General features: G+C 33.7%; 26 protein-coding genes. 22 read left to right on the forward strand and 4 right to left on the reverse strand.

Annotated features, from left to right (window positions below):
- Nucleotides 1-343: 343 nt before the first annotated feature.
- The 4 genes from U9P79_02250 to U9P79_02265 form a co-directional block, all read right to left on the reverse strand.
- A complete protein-coding gene (locus U9P79_02250; protein MEA2103450.1) occupies nucleotides 344-1,576 on the reverse strand; it encodes a pitrilysin family protein in 1,233 nt (410 codons plus the stop codon).
- Nucleotides 1,577-1,609: 33 nt separating this feature from the next.
- Nucleotides 1,610-2,098, reverse strand: a complete 489-nt coding sequence (coaD, locus tag U9P79_02255; GenBank protein ID MEA2103451.1) for a pantetheine-phosphate adenylyltransferase — start codon at nucleotides 2,096-2,098, stop codon at nucleotides 1,610-1,612.
- Nucleotides 2,099-2,113: 15 nt separating this feature from the next.
- Nucleotides 2,114-3,355: an aminopeptidase P family protein gene (locus tag U9P79_02260; GenBank protein MEA2103452.1), complete on the reverse strand. Its 1,242-nt coding sequence runs from the start codon at nucleotides 3,353-3,355 to the stop codon at nucleotides 2,114-2,116.
- A gap of 148 nt (nucleotides 3,356-3,503) precedes the next feature.
- Nucleotides 3,504-3,953, reverse strand: coding sequence for a GNAT family N-acetyltransferase (locus tag U9P79_02265; protein MEA2103453.1), 450 nt, complete (start codon nucleotides 3,951-3,953; stop codon nucleotides 3,504-3,506).
- Nucleotides 3,954-4,095: 142 nt separating this feature from the next.
- Here U9P79_02265 and surE point away from each other — a divergent pair, with 142 nt between their 5' ends.
- The 22 genes from surE to U9P79_02375 form a co-directional block, all read left to right on the forward strand.
- Nucleotides 4,096-4,857 carry a 5'/3'-nucleotidase SurE gene (gene surE, locus U9P79_02270; GenBank protein ID MEA2103454.1) on the forward strand — a complete coding sequence of 254 codons (762 nt, stop codon included), beginning with the start codon at nucleotides 4,096-4,098 and terminating at the stop codon, nucleotides 4,855-4,857.
- 62 nt (nucleotides 4,858-4,919) lie between these two features.
- Nucleotides 4,920-5,564 carry a protein-L-isoaspartate(D-aspartate) O-methyltransferase gene (locus U9P79_02275; GenBank protein MEA2103455.1) on the forward strand — a complete coding sequence of 215 codons (645 nt, stop codon included), beginning with the start codon at nucleotides 4,920-4,922 and terminating at the stop codon, nucleotides 5,562-5,564.
- Nucleotides 5,558-6,235 (forward strand): small multi-drug export protein, encoded by a 678-nt coding sequence (locus U9P79_02280; GenBank protein ID MEA2103456.1) that lies wholly within the window; start codon nucleotides 5,558-5,560, stop codon nucleotides 6,233-6,235. Before U9P79_02275 ends, U9P79_02280 begins: the two co-directional genes overlap by 7 nt.
- A 1-nt stretch (nucleotide 6,236) precedes the next feature.
- Nucleotides 6,237-6,782 carry a cyclic nucleotide-binding domain-containing protein gene (locus tag U9P79_02285; protein ID MEA2103457.1) on the forward strand — a complete coding sequence of 182 codons (546 nt, stop codon included), beginning with the start codon at nucleotides 6,237-6,239 and terminating at the stop codon, nucleotides 6,780-6,782.
- A 3-nt stretch (nucleotides 6,783-6,785) separates the two neighbouring features.
- A complete protein-coding gene (locus U9P79_02290; protein ID MEA2103458.1) occupies nucleotides 6,786-7,889 on the forward strand; it encodes an AI-2E family transporter in 1,104 nt (367 codons plus the stop codon).
- Between the two features lie 21 nt (nucleotides 7,890-7,910).
- The gene (locus U9P79_02295) at nucleotides 7,911-8,495 is read left to right on the forward strand and encodes a TerB family tellurite resistance protein (GenBank protein MEA2103459.1); all 585 of its coding nucleotides are present in this window, start codon (nucleotides 7,911-7,913) and stop codon (nucleotides 8,493-8,495) included.
- Between the two features lie 136 nt (nucleotides 8,496-8,631).
- The gene (locus U9P79_02300) at nucleotides 8,632-8,958 is read left to right on the forward strand and encodes a YbaB/EbfC family nucleoid-associated protein (GenBank protein MEA2103460.1); all 327 of its coding nucleotides are present in this window, start codon (nucleotides 8,632-8,634) and stop codon (nucleotides 8,956-8,958) included.
- Nucleotides 8,955-9,551: a recombination mediator RecR gene (recR, locus tag U9P79_02305; protein ID MEA2103461.1), complete on the forward strand. Its 597-nt coding sequence runs from the start codon at nucleotides 8,955-8,957 to the stop codon at nucleotides 9,549-9,551. The genes U9P79_02300 and recR overlap by 4 nt, the downstream gene beginning before the upstream one ends.
- Before the next feature lie 29 nt (nucleotides 9,552-9,580).
- Nucleotides 9,581-10,141 carry an elongation factor P gene (efp, locus tag U9P79_02310; GenBank protein MEA2103462.1) on the forward strand — a complete coding sequence of 187 codons (561 nt, stop codon included), beginning with the start codon at nucleotides 9,581-9,583 and terminating at the stop codon, nucleotides 10,139-10,141.
- 16 nt (nucleotides 10,142-10,157) lie between these two features.
- Nucleotides 10,158-10,757 (forward strand): RdgB/HAM1 family non-canonical purine NTP pyrophosphatase, encoded by a 600-nt coding sequence (rdgB, locus tag U9P79_02315; GenBank protein MEA2103463.1) that lies wholly within the window; start codon nucleotides 10,158-10,160, stop codon nucleotides 10,755-10,757.
- Complete coding sequence (locus U9P79_02320; GenBank protein ID MEA2103464.1) at nucleotides 10,741-11,526, forward strand: GGDEF domain-containing protein; 786 nt, start codon at nucleotides 10,741-10,743, stop codon at nucleotides 11,524-11,526. The genes rdgB and U9P79_02320 overlap by 17 nt, the downstream gene beginning before the upstream one ends.
- A gap of 70 nt (nucleotides 11,527-11,596) precedes the next feature.
- Complete coding sequence (locus tag U9P79_02325) at nucleotides 11,597-14,605, forward strand: PAS domain S-box protein (GenBank protein MEA2103465.1); 3,009 nt, start codon at nucleotides 11,597-11,599, stop codon at nucleotides 14,603-14,605.
- A 61-nt stretch (nucleotides 14,606-14,666) separates the two neighbouring features.
- Nucleotides 14,667-15,221, forward strand: a complete 555-nt coding sequence (locus U9P79_02330; protein ID MEA2103466.1) for a SiaB family protein kinase — start codon at nucleotides 14,667-14,669, stop codon at nucleotides 15,219-15,221.
- Nucleotides 15,222-15,293: 72 nt separating this feature from the next.
- Nucleotides 15,294-15,668, forward strand: coding sequence for a DUF1987 domain-containing protein (locus U9P79_02335; GenBank protein MEA2103467.1), 375 nt, complete (start codon nucleotides 15,294-15,296; stop codon nucleotides 15,666-15,668).
- Between the two features lie 6 nt (nucleotides 15,669-15,674).
- Nucleotides 15,675-16,205, forward strand: coding sequence for an NlpC/P60 family protein (locus U9P79_02340; GenBank protein ID MEA2103468.1), 531 nt, complete (start codon nucleotides 15,675-15,677; stop codon nucleotides 16,203-16,205).
- Nucleotides 16,206-16,285: 80 nt separating this feature from the next.
- Entirely contained in the window at nucleotides 16,286-17,272 is a 987-nt protein-coding gene (selD, locus tag U9P79_02345; protein MEA2103469.1) for a selenide, water dikinase SelD, read from the forward strand.
- A gap of 509 nt (nucleotides 17,273-17,781) precedes the next feature.
- Complete coding sequence (locus U9P79_02350; GenBank protein ID MEA2103470.1) at nucleotides 17,782-18,894, forward strand: FAD:protein FMN transferase; 1,113 nt, start codon at nucleotides 17,782-17,784, stop codon at nucleotides 18,892-18,894.
- A gap of 161 nt (nucleotides 18,895-19,055) precedes the next feature.
- Nucleotides 19,056-19,553 carry a hypothetical protein gene (locus U9P79_02355; protein MEA2103471.1) on the forward strand — a complete coding sequence of 166 codons (498 nt, stop codon included), beginning with the start codon at nucleotides 19,056-19,058 and terminating at the stop codon, nucleotides 19,551-19,553.
- A gap of 232 nt (nucleotides 19,554-19,785) precedes the next feature.
- Nucleotides 19,786-20,826 (forward strand): PDDEXK nuclease domain-containing protein, encoded by a 1,041-nt coding sequence (locus U9P79_02360; GenBank protein MEA2103472.1) that lies wholly within the window; start codon nucleotides 19,786-19,788, stop codon nucleotides 20,824-20,826.
- Between the two features lie 236 nt (nucleotides 20,827-21,062).
- Complete coding sequence (locus tag U9P79_02365; protein MEA2103473.1) at nucleotides 21,063-21,725, forward strand: SAM-dependent DNA methyltransferase; 663 nt, start codon at nucleotides 21,063-21,065, stop codon at nucleotides 21,723-21,725.
- A complete protein-coding gene (locus U9P79_02370) occupies nucleotides 21,715-23,211 on the forward strand; it encodes an Eco57I restriction-modification methylase domain-containing protein (GenBank protein ID MEA2103474.1) in 1,497 nt (498 codons plus the stop codon). Before U9P79_02365 ends, U9P79_02370 begins: the two co-directional genes overlap by 11 nt.
- 4 nt (nucleotides 23,212-23,215) lie before the next feature.
- Nucleotides 23,216-23,456 (forward strand): ORF6N domain-containing protein (locus U9P79_02375; GenBank protein ID MEA2103475.1); only part of this gene is annotated, 241 nt, incomplete at its 3' end.

Consider the following 23,456-nt stretch of genomic DNA (forward strand, 5'->3'; position numbering starts at 1 on the left):
ATATTCAAATTATCAAGTGGACTCGTCATTTTATTGAGTCCGGTTTCAGTTATTTGAGTATTCACCACTTAGGATAAAACCTCAATTATTCTATTTTGTAATGTGTTGTAAACATATCAAACTGGGTAAATCTCAGTTGTTTTAATTTTTCTATATTTTAACATCATCAATTTTTTTTCTCCCTTCTAAAAAATATTTTTCTTGAATTATTGTCCGCATATAATTTGTGTCAAATTTATCAAAAATTTTTTCCCTCCAATCTATTCACACTTTGCAGAACTAAAGCGTGAAATTTTAATATCACCTTTCATTATGATTTTTTAACCCGCTAAAGTCGAACAATTTACTCCTTCGCCTTGAGAATAGTCGTTACAAAATTATCTCTGACAAATAATCTATTCGCCAATTCTTGAATATCTTTTGGAGTAATTTTTTCAATCTGTTGAATCACATTATCAATGGTTTCAAATTCATTCGTATAAATAAATAATTTGGCAAGCCGATTCATCCGTGATGTTGTGCTTTCCAATCCCATAACAAGACTGGATTTCAAGAGAGCTTTAATCGTCTTCAACTCAGTTTCATTAACCGGATTTTCCATCAGTTTATCCAGTTCTTCGTGGATTAGTTGAATGCATTTATCCGTGTCCTTTTTGTTTGTGGCGGCATAAACAGAAAAATCCCCAATGTCTTGGAAAAAATCCGCATAAGATTGCAAACTATAAGAAATACCGTACTTTTCCCTAATATTCTGAAAAAGTCGCGAAGACATACCGGCAGACAAAATCGAATTTAGAGTGAGCAAAGTTAAACGATCTTTATGCTTGAACGGGAAGGTGCGGGTTCCGATGCAGTAATGATCCTGATTGGTGGAATTATGTTGGTAAATATTTAATGTTTTATTGATTTCGGGAAGTTTTGTAAAAACCTGCTCTGATTCTCCAAGCCGAACATCACGAAAATATTTTTCAGCATATTTGATGAGTTCATCATGTTCAAGATAACCGGAGGCTGTGATCACAATCCGATTTGGAGTGAATTGATTTTTGATAAAATCTCTACAATGCTCAGCGGTAATCTTATTTACATCCTCTTTTGAACCGAGAATTGGTTCGCCAAGTGGATGATCTCGATATAAATCTCCGTAAAATTTGTCGAAAATAAGATCTCCAGGGGAATCCAATATTTCATCAATCTCGTCCAGAACAACACCTTTTTCTTTTTTTATTTCTTCATTATCAAAAGTAGAATTAAGAATAATGTCCGCAATTATATCTACGGAGTCTTCAAGATTTTCAGCTAATGCTCTGGCATAAAAACAGGTATATTCCTTACTTGTGAACGCATTCAGCATCCCGCCGCGTGATTCGAGAAAATGCGCAATCTCAAATTTGTTTCTGGATTTTGTGCCTTTGAACAGCATATGCTCTATAAAATGTGCTATGCCATGGTTTTCTGCATTTTCATCCCGAGAACCGGCTTTTACCCATGCTCCGATAGAGATGGATCCTACATGCTTAATTTTTTCCGATAAAATGGTAATTCCATTATCAAGAACAGTTTTTTTGTATAACATTTATCTTCACTTTCTATTTTGTTAGTTGCAAAATCATTTATCAAACGCCAATTTCGTTTTTAATTTTTCAATTACTTTTTCGTGAGCCCATTGCTGAACATCGCCACCCGCACTAATTATCTGCTTGACTAAACTTGAACTCAGATAAAGATATTTGCTTTTGGGTGTAAGGAAAACGGTTTCAACATTCTCACAAAGTTCTCTGTTTGCAAGAGCCATCTGAAGTTCATATTCAAAATCGGATACAGCCCGTAAACCACGGAGCATGACAGCTCCATTTTGATTTTTTACATATTCTACAGCTAATCCTGTGAATTTTTCAATTATCACATTTTTTATATGCTTGGTAGCGATTTTTGCCATTTCCACACGCTCGTCGGCAGTGAAGAGACAGGACTTTGCTGTTTGTTCGGCAACAGCCACAACAATTTTTCCAAACATTTTGCTTCCGCGTTCGATAATGTCCACATGCCCATTTGTGATCGGGTCAAAAGTTCCCGGATAAATTGCAATATCATGCATAGTTGCACCTTCTTTTTATTTTGAAATAATTTGTTCTAACTCGTTAATTTCTTTTGGAATCATCGCGGATAATACTTCTTGTCCTTTTTTTGTAACAAGTATATCATCTTCGATTCGCACTCCGATTCCTTCGTCCTTAATATAAATTCCCGGCTCGATTGTGATTACACTTCCGGCAACAAGTTTTGCCTTTTTTTCTGCCAAATCGTGAGTTTGCAATCCGAGATGATGACCAATTCCGTGCATGTAATATTTTTTGTAAGCATCTTTTTCATCGTCGTTATTCTCTATAAGGTCTAAGCGAATGAGAGCTTTTTTCATCAACTTTACGCTTTTTTCCTGCAACTCTTTTAAAGTGATTCCGGGTTTAACAGAATTAATCAGTTTTTTTTGGATATTTAGGACTTCTTCATAAACTTCTTTCTGGCGTTTTGAAAATTCCCCACTCACGGGAAAAGTTCGGGAAATATCCGCACTGTAACCATTGTATTGAGCACCCATATCCAGTAACACAAGATCGTTTTCACCAATCTTACAATTATTTTCCTCATAGTGAAGGGTGGTAGCATTTTTTCCTGAAGCAACGATTGAAGAGAAGCCGGGTTCTTTTTCGCCATTTCGCGCACATTCGAAAAGCAAAATAGCTTCCAGTTCATATTCCATCATTCCGGATTTTGCATTTATAAAGATTTTTCTAATTCCTTTGTTAGTAATTTCAATGGCTTTTCTAATGTTCGCAATTTCCTCTTCGGATTTTTTTGCACGAAGCCTACCAACATACTCGGATGGATTTGCAATAACGATTTCCGGATAATGTTCCTTGATTTTATTAGCCAAAACCAATCTCTCTGGAAGTTGGGCTGAAACGGGAACCGAATGATAATCGAAATACCCTTTCCGGGCATTTATGGCATAAGAATTCAATATTCGCTCAAATTCATCGGTATAATAAATCGTATCAATTCCGGAAATTTCCTTTGCTTCATCCTTAGAAAGTTTTTTGCCTAACCAAACAACCATCTCGGGAATTTCTCTTTCAATAAATAAAATATTTTGGGCTGCTTTTTCAGTTTCATAAATCATCAAAATTGCATTGGGAGATTTTATTCCGGTAAAATAATAGAAATTGCTGTCCTGCACAAATTTATCCGGCAATAATCCATTCCCTGTTTTTGTTCCCCAGAAAATGGAAAGCGAATTCGCTTCTACCATTTCAGCATATTTTTTTCTGTTTTTTTCAAAGAATTTTTTCTTCATTTTGTTTCCTTTCGTGAATAAATTATTTTATTCTACAAATATCTGTTTGTGTAAATTCTGGCAAGTTTTAAAACATTTTGTTTGCTAATTTTTGTTTTTTTATTTTTTCACCTTGATTGTTAAAACCATTTCTTTTATCAAAAAAAAATCAGACTTCCGCGAATTTTCTTTTTGTAAAATATTTGATTCCCTCAAAGTTTTTATATTTACTTTTTCCAAACAATTTTATTGAATTTTCATTCCAACCTTCAATAAGGCAGGCAAAAATTTTTATTCCACAAGTTTCCAGAATTTTCTCGGCTTCTTCTATCAATTTTGTAGCAATACCTTTTCTGTGAAATTCGGGAAGGACGGCAACTCTGTTGATCCAGCCTTTTCGTCCATCATGAGAGGCAATCACAGAACCGATAATTTCCCCAGCAAATTCCGCTACGATAAAAAAGCAATTGTTCATCCCAATTTGCTGCTCAATACTTTCTCTCGAATCTCTCCCAATCGGTTTGTAATCCAATTCAACTTTTACCCATAAATCTATCAATTTTTCGTAATCTTCAATTACCATCTCTCTGAAATTTAGTTTATCATAAATTTGTTCCATGCTTATTCCTAAAAAATTATTGAAAATTCAAATTTTTAAAACAACGCAATTCTGTAAAGAAGTGTGAGTAAAAATTATTATAAAAATTTTCCTTAATCGTAAAAATTGACAACAATTTCCCATTCTTTAATGAATGTTAGCCATGAAACATATTTTACTAACTAACGATGATGGCTTTTTCTCAGAGGGAATTCAAAAATTATTCGAAGTATTATCTCCCAAACACAATGTAACAATTGTTGCCCCGGACAGAGAACGCAGCGCCGCTTCCCACTCTCTAACTTTACATAATCCTCTTCGTTTGAAAAAGATCCGAGAGAATGAATTTGCAGTTGATGGCACACCCACCGATTGCGTGAATTTAGCAACAAATGTTGTTATAAAAAATAAGATTGATCTGGTTATCTCCGGAATCAACAAGGGTCAAAATATGGGAGAAGACATTCTTTATTCCGGCACTGTGGCTGCTGCTATTGAAGCAATGAATCTGGGAATTCCGGCACTCGCAGTTTCTCTCGCCTTTTCCAAGAATTTTGATTTTACAGAATCAGCCGAAATTGTAGAACATTTACTGGAAAATAACATATTATCCATTCTGTCAGAAAAAACAGTTTTAAATATCAACATTCCCCCGTTATCACTCGAAGAAATAAAAGGAATCCGGGTAACAAAACTCGGACATCGAAAATATACCGATTTTATTAAAGAACGAATTGACCCGCGCGGCAACCCTTATTATTGGATTGGTGGTGAAGCCCCACAGTGGTCGAGAGCAGGTGATACGGATTTCGATGCAATTCATAAAGGATTTGTCTCTATCACTCCTATTACAATTGATATGACAAAATATTCCTGTTTCGATAAGGTAAGAAATTGGATTGATAAAGACATAAATTTGAAATAACCATTAGAAATATTATTACAAAATTGAAAAATTCAAACGATTTATTTTCAGAACGCAAATGGATGGTAACACATCAAATCCAAAATCGAAATATTTTCGATGAAAGATTGTTAAAAGCCTTTCTGAAAATACCTCGTCATAAATTTGTGCCTGAATCCATGCTAGAATTTGCCTATGAAGACAAACCTTTACGCATCGGGATGGGGCAAACTATTTCACAGCCCTATATTGTTGCCTTGATGATTTCACTGCTGAATATTTCTCCTCAAAATAGAGTTTTGGAAATTGGAACAGGCTCAGGTTATCAAACTGCAATTCTTGCCGAAATGGCCAAAAAAGTATATTCAATCGAAAGATTAGCTCCTCTCGCAAAAAGAGCAAAACAGATTCTCGCTGAAATGGGATTTGAAAATATTATCATTCGGATTGCAGATGGCACCTTCGGTTGGCAGAGGGATATTGACAATAAATCTGAATCAAAAAATTATGACATTCCAAAATTTGATGCAATAATCGTCTCTGCAGCTGCACCTTGCGTTCCGGAAAAATTGACGGCACAACTGGCAGAAAACGGTCGTTTGATCATACCGATAGGTTCTCAATTTACTCAAGATTTGATAATGATAACAAAAAAGAATGGGAAAATCGAAAAGGAAAATTTCGGAGGATGCAGGTTTGTTCCTCTAATCGGAGAAAATGGATGGTAAGAGTGAAAGTTGTAGCATTTATTCTTCTACTTATTTTGTTAATGAGTTCTCTTTTATTTGCTGAGAATAGCGATGAAAATGGAAAGCAGGCAAGATTTTCAAAATTTTTTAGGGATAAAAATTTTTCAGATGAAGCAATTGTCGTTGCATTGGCAACTTTGCCGATTTTCGAACTCAGAGGTTCGATACCTTGGGCGATTCATCATTACAAAATGCCCTGGCTCAAAGCCTATATTCTTTCTGTGATTGGCAATTTCTTACCAATTCCTTTCATCTTTTTCATCCTTAAATTCGGGCTGGATTTTTTCTCACGAATTCCTTTGTTTGCCAGATTTTTCGCATGGATTTTCAAAAGAACGAGAAAAAAAGGCGAGTTAATAAAAAAGTATGAAGCTCTTGGTTTGATCATGTTTGTGATGATTCCCTTGCCTATTACAGGCGGCTGGACCGGTAGTGTGGCTGCCTATCTATTTGAAGTAAAGTTTTTTCCTGCAATGCTTTGTATTCTCATAGGAATATGCTTTGCCGGTGTAATCGTTACTATTTTGAGTCTCTCTGGAATCTGGGGAGCACTTATTGCCTTAGCTGCCCTTATTTCGCTTTTGGTTGTCTGGGGAATAAATTTAATTCAGGAAAAAAAATCAAATATGTTAAAATCAACTGGAGAGTAGAATGAAATATTTTAAAAATCCCTTTACGAAAAAAAAGGTACGAAAATCTTCTGAAAAAGATGATTTGATCCAATTTTTGGCAAAAGTTTCCCTGTTTGAAAATTTGTCAAAAAATGACCGAAGAAACCTTTACGACTTTATTCATACTCGAAAATACAAATCGCAAGAAACAGTATTTAAAAAAGGCTATCCGAATATCGTTATGTATATCGTAAAAGACGGTGAGTTAAATACTTATTTGGATGATTCCTTGAAGGTGAGTGTTAAAACCCTAAAACCAATGGACTATTTTGGAGAAGTGGGCGTCTTTATTGATGAAACCCGCACTGCTACTATTGTGGCTGAAAAAAACTCCACTCTTCTTGCCATTTCCAAAAGGGATATGAAAAATTTCATGAATGAATTTCCCAAAGCTGGTAGCAAAATTTTGTATAAACTCGGCAAAATCCTTAGTCACCATCTAATTATTGCAAATAGAAAACTGGTCGAGAGGGATACTGAAATGAAAGAATTGGAAACTAAATTATTATCAAAAATGGAAGAATAGAATATGGAACGAATACGAATTTTTCGCTGGATTGTTATTTTCTTGGCATTAGTTGTAGCTGTCATTGGGATTTGGTTTTATCATTTTATTCTTAATTATGTAATTATTTCGTTCATATTTGCATACCTACTTTTCCCAATTATTAATTTTGCTTCAAAGCATGGTATTCCACGAAGCCTTACAATACTTATCATGTACGTTCTGATTCTCGGATTGATAATTATTGTTGTGAATGTTCTGATTCCACAAACCAAAAGGCAAGCTGAAGAAACTTCCCAATTAGTTGAAGTTGTTCAAAAAAAACTCATTGAGAATGAAAAACAGGATGGGAGGATGGACATACAGACAACTCTTGAATCAGTTGGTTTGGGGAATGTTGCCGTGTTTATTGAAGATCTCCAGAAACGATTCGCTTTTATTGAGATTGATAAATTCTTAAAAAAATTATTTGACCAATTAATCACTCTGATAGGTAGAATCCCGAAATTCCTTCTGGATTCTATCAGTGGGGTTATTAGCATTTTGGCATTCATCGTTGTTATTCCCTTTATTAGTTTTTTTATGATCAATGACGAAAGAAAATTAATGAAAACATTTTTTAGCTGGATACCTAATAGATTCTTTGAATTTTCTTTATATCTTTTCGAACAAATTGAGGATAGTTTCGGTAGGTTCTTCCGAGCTTTGCTTTTGGAAACAGTGATAATTTTCTTGCTAACATTTATCGGTTTGTTAATCTTAAAAATGCCCTATGCTCTTACCCTCGCTCTGATCGTGGGGCTCACTAATCCCATAAAATTTTTCGGACCGTTCATCGGATTCATTCCAATAATTTTAGTGATTCTTATTGGTCCTACCCCAGATATATTTTTATTATATACCACAATTCTAATAATTTTGATTCAGCAGTTTGACAGCAATGTTCTGTTTCCGTCTTTGGTTGGGAAAGGCTTGGGAATGCATCCTTTGTGGGTGCTTCTTACAGTAATTGCCGGAGGTTATGCATTTGGAATTGCCGGTTTGGTCTTTGCTGTCCCGGTAGTATTTCTTGTTAAAACAATAATCGTAGTTTCTGCAAATAGTCTAAAACAATTTGAAATTATTTAACCATTAACAAAAGGAGAATTTATGGCACGCTGGTCAACACTTGAAGGAAGTATTTACAAATTTACACAACCGGAAACTGAAGAACATTTCTTAAAAAATTTTTTTGAGAATCGAGCATTCATTCCGAAGACTGACAAAGAAAAGGAGGAATATCGTGATTTTTCTTTTGTAAGTAGCACGATGGCTCTCCTCGTTTATATCTCAGATGCAGACGGAACGATAAGTTCCAAAGAAAAAAAGATCATAATGGACGAACTCAAATTTCAACTTGAGCATAGGCATTTTGAATATGAAATTCTTCAAAAACAGATTGATCCTAAAGAGATGGAAATCCTAAATTCACTGTTTTCAAAATTTAAAATGGAAATCGAAGGTGGAATTTGCGATTTGGAAGAAATTATCCGGATTATCAACATGATCTACCAAAAAAATCCCTTTAAAAGAAATTTCATACTCCGCTTATGTTATTATGTGGGGTATGCAGATGAGAATTTACTATTCTCAGAACAAAACGCCATTAAGGATGTTGCAGATAAATTAATGATTTCGGCTGAAGATCAACAGAGAATCAAAACAGAAGTTAAGAATGAGCTAAATTTAAAGTAATTGATTCAATCTTTCTGTTGGATTATTAAAATTTTAGTCAGATTGATTCGTGTTTACATAAAAAAATATTCATACTAATTGACAGTAATTAGCATTATTTTTTCTGCGTAAGCAAAAAAAATATACTGGAGGATACATGTTCCAAAGTAACAAAGGAATTCAAGACTTGCTAAAGCAAGCCCAAAAGATGCAAAAAAAGATAAGCAAAAATCAGGAAGAACTAGCTAGCAAAACAGTGGAAGCTTCTGCCGGTGGTGGAATGGTAAAAGTGGTGATGAGCGGAAATCAAGAACTTCTCTCAATAAATATAGAAAAGGAAGTTGTGGACCCAGATGATGTGGAGATGCTTGAAGACCTAATTTTGGCCGCTCTTGAAGAAGGTAGGCAAAAAGTGAAAGAATTGATAGAATCTCAAATGTCTGGAATAGGGGGTGGGTTGAATATCCCCGGTTTAAATATATGAAAATTGAAGAGCATTTGGAAAATTTGAAAAATAGTTTTAAAAAACTTCCCGGAATCGGCAGTAAAACCGCTGAACGCCTTGCTTTTCACCTGATAAGTGGGAAAAAGCAGGAAGCAATTGATTTGGCAAGAACCATAACGGATTCGATCAATTCTATTCGTAAGTGCGATGTGTGTAATATGCTTTCTGCCCATAGCCCTTGCCAATTTTGTAGCAGTACGGAACGGCAAAACGATTTATTATGCGTAGTTGAACGAACTCAAGACGTCTATCTTTTGGAAAAAATCAATAATTTCAAGGGACGATATTTCGTGCTTGGGCATCTAATCTCACCCTTAGATGGAATCGGACCAAAAGAAATTGATTTTCCTCATTTGGAAAGTTTGGTAAAAGAAAGAAATGTAAGTGAATTGATTCTGGCAATTAATCCGAGTAGCGAAGGCGAATCAACGATGTCGTTTATTTCATCGAAATTAGAAAATGACAACCTAAAAATCACACGCTTGGCAACCGGACTCCCTGTTGGTGGCAATATAGAATTCACTACGTTAAAGACGTTACAAAACGCATTTAATCATCGTCAGAAAATATAAAAAAAATTTAAATATTATTTGGAGAAATTATGGCATCAACCTCAGATTTCAGAAATGGAATGGTTTTAGATTTTAAAGATGGATTGTACGAAATAGTTGAATTTTTGCACGTAAAGCCCGGAAAAGGTGGTGCTTTTGTTCGCACAAAGTTGAAAAATATCGAAACGGGTTCAGTTGTGGAAAATACATTTCGAGCCGGTGAAAAAGTTAAAGAAATTCGCGTTGAACGCCACAAAATGGAATATCTGTATAAAGACGGGCAAACTTATTATGTTATGGATCCCCAAACTTACGAGCAGATTCCTCTGAACGAAGACCTGATCGGTGATGCAAAAGACTACCTTACGGAAAATATTGAATTGAAAGTAGTTAAAGCGAAAGATGAGATCATCAAAATTGAAATGCCAACTACTGTAAATTTGAAAGTTACACAATGTGAGCCGGGCGTACGCGGAAACACGGTTTCTAATGTAACAAAAACAGCTACTCTCGAAAGCGGATTGGAAATACAAATTCCAATGTTCGTTAACACAGGTGAAACAGTAAAAGTTGATACAAGAACCGGTGAATATTGCGAAAGAGTTAAGTAACTTTTGCTGACATAAAATGACAATGAAATTGGTTCTTGCAACCCATAATGATGACAAAATATTTGAGATAAAATCTCTTCTACAGGATTTACCTATTGAAATTTTATCTTACAAAAATTTTAAAGAATTTCCTGATGTGGTTGAAGATAGAGATACTCTTAAAGGGAATGCCGAGAAAAAGGCAAAAGAAATTTGGGAAAGGCACAAACTTCCGACAATTGCGGATGATACTGGACTTTTCGTTAAAATTCTCAACGGAGCCCCGGGTGTTTATAGTTCCAGATATGCGGGTGAAAATGTTACCTATGAAGACAATCGCAACAAACTTCTTCGAGATATGCAGGATGTTCCGTCAAATAAACGAGATGCACTATTTCGCACCATTATAGCTTTTGTGGATTTTGATGGGAAAGTTGAATTCCTTTCGGGTGAATGTAAAGGATTCATCGGATTTGAAGAAAAGGGAAAATTCGGTTTCGGTTATGATCCGATTTTTTATCTCAAAGATTCTGGTAAATCATTCGCGGAATTAACTTTTCAAGAAAAAAATATTATTAGCCATCGAGGTAAAGCGTTACAAAAATTTAAGGATTTCTTAAATGCAAAAATCCGATAAAATTGAAAAAAGTCTGGGAAGTATTTTTGAAAAAGAGGCAAAAATTGTTGTTGATTGTCAAAAAATACTTGAGAATCCCGATACTTCCAAAACCGAACTTTTGAAGGAGTTTAATATCCTAACAAAAGAATATCAAAAAATTTTAAGGAGCTTCGCAAAAATTACAAGACTGAGTGATTCTTCCAACAAAAAATTATTTCATACTCACGAGCTGCTCAAAGATAAAAGTCTGGAATTAAAAGAAACTAATATTAAACTTTATAAGGTTTCAATAACTGACAAATTGACTCAAATATACAACAGATCTTTTTTATTGAAATCATTCGCTAAAGAATTTTTACAATCCAAAAGATATAATTTTGATCTATCCTGCATCATGATTGATATTGATCATTTTAAAAAAGTTAATGACAATTATGGACATTTAGTTGGGGATTTCATGTTGAAAGAAATAACTCATACTATTCAAGACCACATTCGGCAGGCTGATACGTTCGGCAGGTATGGGGGTGAAGAATTTCTCATTATTTTACCATATACAAATATTGATAATGCCTATATAGTTAGTGAAAAAATCAGAAAAGTTATTGAGGTTTCCGAATTTTTTTATGAAGACAAATTATTAAAAGCCACGATAAGTTTGGGTCTTTCCGATAATCAATCATCTAAAATCACAAAGATTGATGATATGATAAAAAGATCTGATATTGCCTTATATAGAGCAAAAAATGAGGGCAGAAATTGTACTCGAATTTATGAAATTTTTTAAAATGATCATTGGTAAAAAATTTTATCCGTTTAATAATGAATAGGTTTATAAAAAAAGGAGTTTCCTTATTATGAAAAAGATGAATTTAACGGTTCTTTATGTTGAGGATGAGCATATCATTCTTAAATCGAATGCAGAATATCTGAACAGAATAGTTAAAAAAGTATATTTTGCTAAAAATGGTGAGGAGGGGCTTGCAGAATTCAAAAAAAATAAACCTGAATTGGTAATTACGGATATCAAAATGCCCAAAATGAACGGGCTGGAAATGGTTAGAAAAATCCTTCAAGAGGATAATCGAGCCAAAATCATTCTTGTTTCAGCTTACAGAGATACGCAATATTTTTTAGAAGCAATAAATTTGAATGTTGAGAAATTCCTCGTCAAACCGATGAAACATCAGGAACTGGCTTCGGTTTTAAATAATATTTGCAAAAAAATTTCTCTAGAAAACAAGTTACAACAAGAAAAAATGATTAGGAAAAAGATAGAGGATTCACTGCTCAGAGAAAAAATTTATTTAGAACAGTTATTTGAAAATTCTCCTGAAGCCATACTGATTATTGAAAAAGATAGTAATAAAGTTCTAAAAGTTAATAGTGAATTTTCCAGAATGTTTGGCTTTACAAAAGAAGAGGTTATCGGAAAATTGATTAATGGTCTGGTAATTCCCCAAGGATATGAAAAGGAATCAAGCGATCTTACTTTAAATCTTGCAATGGGTGAAAAGATAAAACATGAATCCGTGCGGAAACGTAAAGATGGAACCCTTTTAGATGTTTCGATCCTTGGAATTCCGATAAAATCAACTGATGACAAAAATTCTATCTATCTTATTTATCGCAATATTACCGAACGTAAAAGCTCCGAAAGAATCCAAAATGCTATGAGGAATATTGCGAAATCCGTAAATACATCAGAAAATATTCCTGCTTTATTAAAATCAATCCAAAATCATTTAGGCCAAGTTATTGACACAACAAATTTTTACGTTGCCCTATATCAGAAAGAAACCGATACATTAACCCTTCCGTATCAGGCTGATGAAAAGGATAAATACGAAGAATTTCCAGCAGGAAGAACTTTAACTGCTTATGTTATTAAAACAGCAAAATCCTTACTTGCAAATAGAAAAAAGCAGGATGAATTGTTCGATTCAGGGGAAGTAGAACAGGTTGGAACTCCTTCTGAAATATGGCTTGGAGTTCCCTTAATAATTAAAGGAGAAGTTATTGGAGTTGTGGCAGTTCAAGATTATGAAGACGCCAATCGCTATTCAATCAAGGATATGGAAATGCTGGAATTTGTTTCCAAGCAAGTTGCCCAAGTGATTGAACTTAAACAATCTCAGGAAGAATTATCTCTTGAGCAAGCGTATCTCGAAGAACTATTTGAAAGTTCTCCCGAAGCAATCGTCTTAGCAGAAAAAGATGGCAGTCGCCTAATTAAAATTAATAGTGAATTTACCAAAATGTTTGGTTATACTTCCGAAGAAGCAATTGGTCATCCTGTAGATGAATTAATTGTCCCTGAAAATCTTTCTGTAGAAGCATCAGGAATTACAGATTATGTTGGAAATGGAAAACAAATCGCCCATGAAACTGTGCGTAAAAGAAAAGATGGAACTCTTGTTAACGTATCAATTCTCGGCTCGCCTATTCGAGTAGAAGGAGGTCAGGTCGCTGTATATGGTATTTACAGAGATATTAGTGAACGCAAAAAAGCTGAAGCGGAAAGAGACAGATTTTTTCATGATGTATCAGAAGCAAAAAAGGTTATTGAAGAAAAAAATCAGCATATTATGAGCAGCATCCGCTACGCTGAAAAAATTCAGCAAGCTATGCTTCCGAGAAAAAGCAGTCTGAAAAAAGTGTTTGGTGAATACTTTGTTATTTTCAAACCTCGCGATATTGTATCAGGAGATTTTTATTGGTTTTCTGAAGTAGAAGATAAAATTTTCTTTGCTGTGATTGACTGTACCGGACATGGAGTGCCCGGTGCTTTTATGTCGATCATAAGTAATTCAATCCTTAATCAGATTGTTATGGAAAAAAAGATATTTGATCCGGCTCTTATTTTGGAGCAAGCACACCGTCGAATTGTCAGTTCTTTACGAAAAGGAAGGGAAAGTGCTTTCGTGTCAGATGGAATGGATGTGTGCTTGTTGATGATCGAAAAAGATTGGAGCAAAATAACTTATTCCGGAGCCAAGAGACCTTTGTTAATTGCCAGAAAAAATGCAGATAACGAATATGAAATTCACACTTTTAAAGGAAATCGCTATTCCGTAGGGAGAAAACAGAGAAAAAAAAATTCACAAATTTTATTCACGAACAAGAATATTGAAGTTAATAAAGGTGATATGATTTACCTTACTACGGATGGCTTTGTTGATCAATCTAATCCTGAAATTAAAAAGTATGGCACTAAAAAGTTGAAAAATTTTCTTAAACAAATTGCCCGGACAAATTGTGAAAAGCAAAAGAATAATTTGCTGAACGAATTAAAAAATCATATGCAAAATGAGCCACAACGAGATGATATTTCTTTGGCAGGAATAAGAATAATGTCGGATGTTCCTCAAAAAGGAGCAAAACGAAAATTTTACAAAAAATCTGATTATTCTCTTGATATATTCAGAAAAGAATTTGCAAAATCGAAACGACACAAATTTGTTCTCTCCTGCGTAATGATAAGAATTGATTCAGGCGATAAAATCTATAATTCATACGGGCAATATATTTTTGATGAGATTATAAAGGAATTGGCGGAAATAATTAATCAGCTAATACGAATAGAAGATGTTGTAGGAACCTATGGTGATGAAATATTTATGATGATGCTACCGAACATTAACTTAAAAAATACCTATATCGTTGCGGAAAGAGCACGAAAAAATGTTGAAAGCCACAAATTTAATATACCGGATTTCCCAGAAAAAGTAACAATCTCTCTTGGAATTACTGATAATTATCGTGGCAATCCCCAAAGTATAGATGATATAATCAATAACTTATATGAAGCATTGAAAATTGCCGAGAAAATGGGAAGCAACAGAACTGGTATTTATAAGGGATAAATTATTCGGGTGAAAACAATCAAAAAAGAAAAAATAATATGTGTTGAAGGGAGACTACATTATGAAAGATATAGACCTGTTTGATTGGTACAAAAACATTCAAGGAAGCAATATTTTCTTTGCTATCAACGGAACGATTTCGCATAGCTTACTCGTGGAATTCGGGGAAATGATTAAAAGCCGCCTGTTCCAGATAGAGGAAGAACGACAAGTTATCAAGAAAGTTTTTGCGATTTTCGTGGAATTAGCTCAAAATTTGATGAATTATTCATCTGCAAAAGTAAAAATTGTAAATACCGATAAGTATGTCGGTTCCGGTATTATTCTTCTCCGAGAAAATGCAGATTGCTATGAAGTAATTTCAGGTAATTTAGTGCGGAATTCAAAAATTGACATGATACGCTCCAAGTGTGAATACATCAACAGTTTAAACAAGACGGAATTGAAAGAATATTATAAGGCAGAAAAGCGTAAGCCTTTAAATAAAGAGACATTGAGTGCCGGCATCGGATTGATTGACATCGTGAGAAAAGCAAATAATCCTATCAAGTTTATGGCTAATCAAAAAGATGAAAACCTTTCATTCATGGAATTATCAATAAAAATTATGAAGTAAACGTGTTTAATTTTTCGTTAAAAATCATTTGGATTTAGTGCGAAATTTTAACTATCCTTAAGGAGTTTTTATATGAAAGATATTAATATTGAAAAAACAAAATATTCACTCGAAGTAATAACCGACGAGGAGAATGGGATTGTGAAAATGAGCGGGGCATCCTATCCGGAAAATGCAATTGAGTTTTTTGAGCCAATCATTCGCTGGTTAAATGAATATATTGAGGAAGTCGGAGAAAAATTAATTATGGAACTTAAAATAACATACCAAAATACGAGTTCCTCCAAAATGATTTTAGATATGATTTATATTTTAGAAGATTATTTTGAAGCTGGGGGAGACGTAAAAGTAATCTGGTTTTATGAAGAAGATGATGAAGATATTTATGAAACCGGTGAAGAACTGATGGAAGATTTTGAGTTACCTTTTAAGATAATTGCCTATTAAAACCGTATGATGCAAAAAATTAAAGCAACTATTTCATTCGTAATTTTAATTGCACTCTTATTTTCGTGTTCAAATCGAATTTATCAGACCGCAGTAACTGAGGGGACTTCAGAAACAGTTTTGCAACTTGCATTGACAAAAATTGATGAACCTTATACTTGGGCTGGAAGGGGACCCGAAGAATTTGATTGTTCCGGTCTAATCACTTGGTCTTACAAGCAGGTTGTGGGAAAGGATGAAATTTTTCGAATTCAAGATCAGATCGTTTCTGATGCAAATATGAACGATCTATATGAATGGAATGTAACCATCTTGCCGGAAGAAGAGATAAAGTCAGGGGATATCGTGTTCATTACAAACACAAAAAACAAAATTGTTCATGGAGGGTTATTTATTAAATGGGTGGATGCAGATTCCCTTCAACTCCTCAATGCTTCATCATTTCACAACAAAATCGAAATCGCTACGTGGCCTATTAAAGGAAAAAAAAGAGGGCAATGGTTCGTTGGGGCAGGTAGATTTATAATTTCAAAATAAAGGAAAATACAATGGCAAAAAATATTGATCAAAAAGTAAAAATTACTCAATTTGTAAAGGCAGCTGGCTGAGCGGGTAAAATAAGTCCGGCGGACTTGGATGAATTGCTGCAAAAACTGCATTTGCACAAAAGAAATAAAAAATTAGGAGATCATGTTATCAATGATGATGCCGGAATTTTTAAAATCAGCGATGAACTTGCTTTAGTTCAAACGGTTGATTTTATCACTCCGGTTGTAAACGATCCCTATGTGTTCGGTCAAATTGCTGCTGCGAACAGTTTGAGCGATGTATTTGCTATGGGCGGAACAGTTCAAACCGCTCTTAATCTTGTTTCTTACGACAATTGCAATCTTACTAAAGAAATTCTAACCGAAATTTTAAAGGGTGGAATCAATAAGATTGAAGAAGCCGGTGGCATTCTCCTCGGCGGTCATTCGATAAAAGATATTGAAATGAAATATGGTTTGGCAGTTACCGGTTTTATCCATCCGAATAAGATCATTAGAAATAATACACTTCAATCCGGTGATAAAATAATTTTAACCAAACCTTTGGGATTTGGAATCCTATCTACAGCGCTCAAAGCAGATAGAGCTCCCAAAAGTGCGATTTCAAAAATAGGTTTTTTAATGAGCTATCTTAATAAAAAAGCCTCGGAAGTTGCTGTTCAATTTAATGCAAATGCAATGACCGATGTTACGGGTTTCGGACTGATCGGGCATCTTTCGGAGATGACAGATGATAAACATTCGGTAATCCTCAATACCGACAATATTCCAATTATTGAAGAGGCTGAAGAGCTTGCACCATCCGGTATTTTCCCGGCTGGAAGTTATAGTAACCGAGAATTTTATTCTAAAAAGCTGGAATTTCAAAATAGAAACATTTCCAACGAAAAACTTATGCTCCTGTATGATGCCCAAACTTCTGGCGGATTGCTGATCTCAGTGGATAAAAAACATTCTAAAAAATTCTTGGATGAATTGAAACTTGCTGGAATGGATTGGTGTAAAATTATCGGGGAAGTTACAGATGAAAAGGGTGGGAAATTAATCTTGACATAAGAATAATTTTGAAAATTTCGAAGACAAAAAAACAAAAAACCGTTCCAAGTAAAAAAAAAGAATAAAAGACATTTTATGGGGACGTTTTTAATTAGAGTCTGTCCGTAAAGTAGTTCAAGCGTCCCCGCTTGAAGAAGCACCTTGCGGATGGTTGCTTTTCAAACCTCCGCAATGGTGGCCGGTTACACATCTCAACCATTGCGGAGGTTTCCAACCATCCGCAAGGTTTCGGAGTTTACGGATGGGCTCTAACTAATGTCTATCCGTAAAGTAGCCTTTTCGAGAAGTCACGGACCATTCCGTGACGAATTGAAAGAATTAAACATTAAGTTAATTAGCGTTATAATTGTAAGTTGGAAAAACTTAAGTCAAGTTCAAAAAAACGGAACTTAACTCAAGATTTTCCTTTACGGATGGACTCTAATTAATGAGTCCGAATTCCAATTTATGATTTAACGCAACCCCACTACAACCAAATTTGACAAAGTAAAATTCGGTTCTAAAAAATTATGAAGAAAAATATTATTCAATTTATTTTTATCCTGCTCCTCTTGGCTGTAGGATATTTCAGAATTACAATGGAGAACAAAAAGCCTCTTTCTAAAACCGAGTTTGTTCTCGGCACATTTGTAACGATTGATATTAAAGATCACCACAAAAATAATAAAACGATTATAGATTCTGCATTTTCCATCGTTAGCTATTACGAAAAAATATTCTCGTCCACAATTGATATTAGCGAAACAAATCGGATAAACAATTCGGATTCATTAGTTTGCAGCATTTCCGCTGAAATGGATACATTGCTCCAAAAATGCAGAAAAGTCAGCACTATTTCGCAGGGTGCATTTGATATTACAACTGGAAAACTTGTCGAAAAATACGATTTTGTAAAAGGAATAATGCCTACTCAAGAGAAAATATCAAAAACTCTTCCCTTAGTTGATTACAAAAATTTGAAAATTAATAATAAGAAACTAATAAGGCAAAAGCAGGGAATAATAATAGATTTAGGCGGAATTGCCAAAGGATTCATAGTTGATCAGGTTGTAAAATATCTCCAAAATAACGGAATAACGAATGCTGCCATTAATGCCGGGGGAGACCTATATTTAATGGAGAATCCCGAAAAAGAAAACTGGAAAATCGGCGTTCGCCATCCAAGACTGGAAGGTGAAATTTTTGGAAACGTCTCCTTGCGAAACAAAGCCATCGTTACATCGGGTGATTACGAGCAATTTTTTTTTCAAGACGGAAAACGGATTCATCACATTTTAGACCCAGCCACAGGATTTCCGGCAAATAAAACAATCAGCGTTACAACTGTTGCAAACGACGCCTGCACTGCGGATGCACTTTGCACAGCAATTTTTGTTTTGGGACCAAAAAAGGGAATTGATTTGGCAAATTCTCTTCCTTACGTGGATGCTTTGATAATTTATCAAGAAAATTCTAATAATTCTTCCGAATCACAAAAAAAATTAACTTACAAAACATCAGCAAATTTTGACCAATACAATTTTGAGATAAATGGTGATCTGAAAAATCTGACTAAAAAATTTCTAAACACGAGAAATACATTGAATCCTTGTGGGTGGTCGAAAGACTTCCACAATGAATGACTCAGACCTTTTTACTATTGAAGCTGCGAATAACAAATCATCGGGAATGAATAATTTGACAGAAATATACGATAATATAAATAGATGCAAAAGATGCAAAAAAATATGAATGGGCAAAAACTTAAATTGAAAGAATAAATTAAATTTAAAGGAGAGAGTTTATGCAAAAAAAAAGAATAGGTCTTTTTACGATTATTATTTTATTGTTATTCATCTTATCTTGTTCTACAAATGTTCCATTCACTAAGTCGGTTATTAAGGATTATAAATTATCATCTGAGGATATTGAGCATTTACAATTCTACTTATCAGATTATCTGATTTTAGAAAGGGAGATTGAAGATATAGATAAAACTTTAACAAAATCCCATAGCCTGAAAAAAGTAAAAGATAAATTTATTGACCAGATTATTATTAAAAAAGGCACTCCCTGTATTGTAACAAAAATCTCAAATGATACACTTTATGTTGCTTTTGAACCAAATGAAAATTTGATTTTTTGTTCAACATTAAAAAATAACAACCTTTTTTCATTACAATTAAATAAAAAATTAAATTCTAAACGACACTTTAATATCCAAGGAGAAGATGGTACTATAGAAGTCGCATTAAATGGTGAAGTATTGTATCAAAATAATATCTATCAAGTCTTTACTTAAGGCAGTTCTCCTTATTTATTAGTAAATGAGAAAAGTATCAAAGACCTTGAAAAAAGGAAAAGAGTTGTGAAAGGAATGAAACAGTCAAATTCTTAATGATATTTTTAAAAGTGATTAAATCAAGGTTCAAAATAAATATTTCTTGTAAATTACAATTGGTCAACAATTGTTGGCTAAATTGAATTTGTAAAAAGCCAACAGCTGTTGGCTATTTACAAGGTGAGGTAATTAAATGAAAAAAAGTAATTATGAACTGCTACTTTCCGATGTTCTTAACGAAATTCAAAATGCTCGAATAAATGCTGTTAGCGAAACAGTAAAAGTAATGACAAAATTATATTTCAAAATTGGAGAAATAATTGTTTCAAAACAAAAAAAATTTGGTTGGGGAAGCAGCATTATTAGTAAATTGGCAGATGATATAAAAAGTATCGAAAATACAACAGTAGGTTTTTCACTAACAAATCTTAAGTATATGCGGCAATTCTACCTTGCATACAAAGATAAGGAAAATCTGCTACAAGCCACTTTAAATATTCCTTGGGGACAGAATGTTTTAATAATGCAAAAAATAAAAATTGAAAATGAAAAACAATACTATTTAAGAGCGACAAAAAATTATGGGTGGAGTCGAAATGTTTTATTAAACCAAATCAAAGCAGATGCTTTTAGTCGTCATACATCAATTGAAAAGCAACACAATTTTCCTGCAACTTTACCTCAACATTTGGCTGAGCAAGCTGATGAGGCAATGAAAGATACTTATATGTTTGATACTCTAGGAATTTCTAAACCAGTTTTAGAACGAATTATGGAACAACGAATGGTTAACAAAATCAGAGATGTTCTAATTGAATTTGGATATGGTTTTGCTTTTATGGGAAATCAATATCGCATCAAGACTGAAACAAAAGAATATTATATCGATCTTTTATTTTACCATCGTGTTCTTAAATGCTTAATTGCAATTGAATTGAAAAGTGGTGATTTTAAACCTGAATATGCTGGCAAAATGAATTTTTATCTAAACATCCTTGATGAATATGTTCGTGAAGAAGGAGAAAATCCATCAATTGGTATAATACTCTGTGCTCAACGTGATAGAATTGAAGTTGAATTTGCTTTAAAAGGAATTAATAAACCTGTTGGTGTTTCTGATTATAAACTTACTCAAAAACTACCCAAAGAATTAAGTGATAAAATACCTTCTGCTAAAAATATTGAAGAAAAAATCCTTAATCGAATGAAAGAGTATGATGAGAAAGTTAAGTGAATTGATTAATAGGAAATGCCCATAACACAAGCCTCCACAAAGCCATTTGTAAGGTTTTTGAAAAATTGATATGTTAATCAAAGTTTAGTGATTTTTAGAAGTTGATATTTTGTTTGACTTCGTGGCAGGCTCCAACCATTAGGTCCAATTAAATGTAATAGTTTAATCTACTTGACCCGAAGTGAGATAGAAATTTTTATCAAGTTCAAAAAAATAAGGAAGAAAAAGATACAGAAATGAATGAACAAGTAAAATCAAAAAAACGAATTGCTGACCATGGGGAAGTTTTTACAGCTGAACGTCAAGTTAACGCAATGCTTGATCTGGTTAAGCAAGAAACTGAGAGAATTGATTCCAGATTTTTAGAGCCAGCTTGCGGAATCGGTAATTTTTTGATAGAAATTCTGGACAGAAAACTTTCAGTAGTAGAGCAAAGATATAAAAGAAACCAAATTGAATTTGAAAAATATTCTATCCTCGCAATTTCAAGTATTTATGGTATTGATATTCTCCAAGATAACATAATAGAATGTAGAGACAGATTATATAATCTCTTTGTTGAAAAATATAAAAAGTTATTCAAAACTAAAACAAAAACTCTGTGTGAGAAATCTGCACGCTTTATCCTAGAAAAAAACATTATACATGGAGATGCTCTTACTTTATGCAAGGTAAATACGGATGAACCCATAGTTTTTTCCGAGTGGGCAATTATCTCAAATAATCTATTAAAAAGAAGAGATTTCACAATGGATGAGCTTTTGAACAAAAAATTACCTGAATACAAAGAAGAGGAAATTCCTTTGTTTACTGATGAGAATGATCCTGCTTTTTTACCACAACCTTTTAAAGTTTATCCACCAATACATTTTTTGAGGATAGGAGAAAATGCTGAATAACATAAATTACAATCCTGATGTGCTGACTTGTCTCGCAAACCTTAGTAACGATGAAGTTTTTACTCCTCCCGAATTAGTAAACGATATTTTAGACACTTTACCAATAGAATTATTTGAAAACAAAGAAACTACATTTTTAGATCCCGTGTGTAAATCAGGTGTTTTTCTGCGGGAAATTGCTAAAAGATTGATGAATGGACTGGAAAATGAAATACCCGATAAACAAAAGCGAATAAACCATATTTTCAAAAACCAACTTTTTGGAATTGCAATTACCGAGATTACCTCACTACTCTCTCGCAGAAGCGTTTATTGCAGTAAAACAGCAAACGGTAAATATTCGGTTTGTGAAACTTTTGACGATAAACAAGGCAATATTATATTTAAAAGAACTAACCATAAATGGAAAAACGGTAAATGTGAGTTTTGCGGTGCCAGTAAAAAAACTTATAATAGAGATAAAACTTTTGAAACACACGCCTACCAATTTATCCACACCGAAAAACCTGAGGAGATATTTAAAATGAAATTTGATGTAATTGTCGGTAATCCACCTTATCAAATGAGTGATGGAGGTTTTGGTAAAAGTGCAAAACCTATTTATCATAAATTTGTCGAACAAGCAAAAAAACTGAATCCAAGATTTCTAACAATGATTATACCAAGTAGATGGTTTGCTGGAGGTAAAGGATTAGATCAATTTAGGGCGGAAATGCTGAATGATTCAAGAATCAAAAAATTGATTGATTATTGGGATTCTACTGACTGCTTTCCTGGAGTTGATATAGCAGGTGGTATCTGTTATTTCTTGTGGAAAAACGATTATAAAGGAACCTGCGAAATTACTAATATCCATAAAGATAGCCGAACAATATCAACAAGATCACTTAATGAGTTTAATACTTTAATTCGTTTTGGTCAAGCTGCGAATATTGTTAAAAAGATTAGACTTCTTAACGAAATAAATATGTCAAATATTGTCTCTAGTAGAAAACCATTCGGGCTAGCAACCAATGTCAGACCATCTAAAAAAGGTGAATTAACTCTTGTTTGGAATGGTGGTAAAGGCCCATTTGATTTTAAAAATGTTTTAGTTGGAAAAGAATTGATTAAAAAGTGGAAAGTAATAACATCTAAAGTGTCATATGATCACGGTGGACAACCAGATAAAGATGGTAAAAGAAGAGTATTATCGAAAATTGATATTTTACCACCAAATACAATTTGCACCGAGACCTATATCATTGTCAGCAGTTTTGACAATGAAATAAAATCGAAAAATTTAGTTAGTTATCTGAAAAGTAAATTCGTTCGATTTCTCATCTCTCAGCTATCATTTTCACAAGATATAACCAAAGATAGATTTGCTTTTGTTCCTATGCAGGATTTCTCAAAATCTTGGACAGATGAAGAGCTTTATAAAAAATATGGATTAGATGAAAAAGAAATTGAATTTATCGAATCAATGATCCGTCCGATGGAATAGAACAATGAAAAAAGAATTAACGATAGCAAATGATATACAAAATTTAATATATCGCGTGAGACAGAAGCAAATTATGCTGGATCGTGATATAGCTAAATTGTATGGTGTAGAAACAAAGCAGATCAATAGAGCAGTGAAAAGAAATATTAATCGATTCCCCAAAGAATTTATGTTTCAGCTAAACTCAAAAGAATGGTCAAACTTGAAGTTCCAATTTGGCACCTCAAGTTCTCACGGCGGCAGAA

This window comes from Candidatus Cloacimonadota bacterium, from assembly GCA_034661015.1.
In the GTDB taxonomy this organism is placed as follows: Bacteria; Cloacimonadota; Cloacimonadia; order JGIOTU-2; family JGIOTU-2; genus JAYEKN01.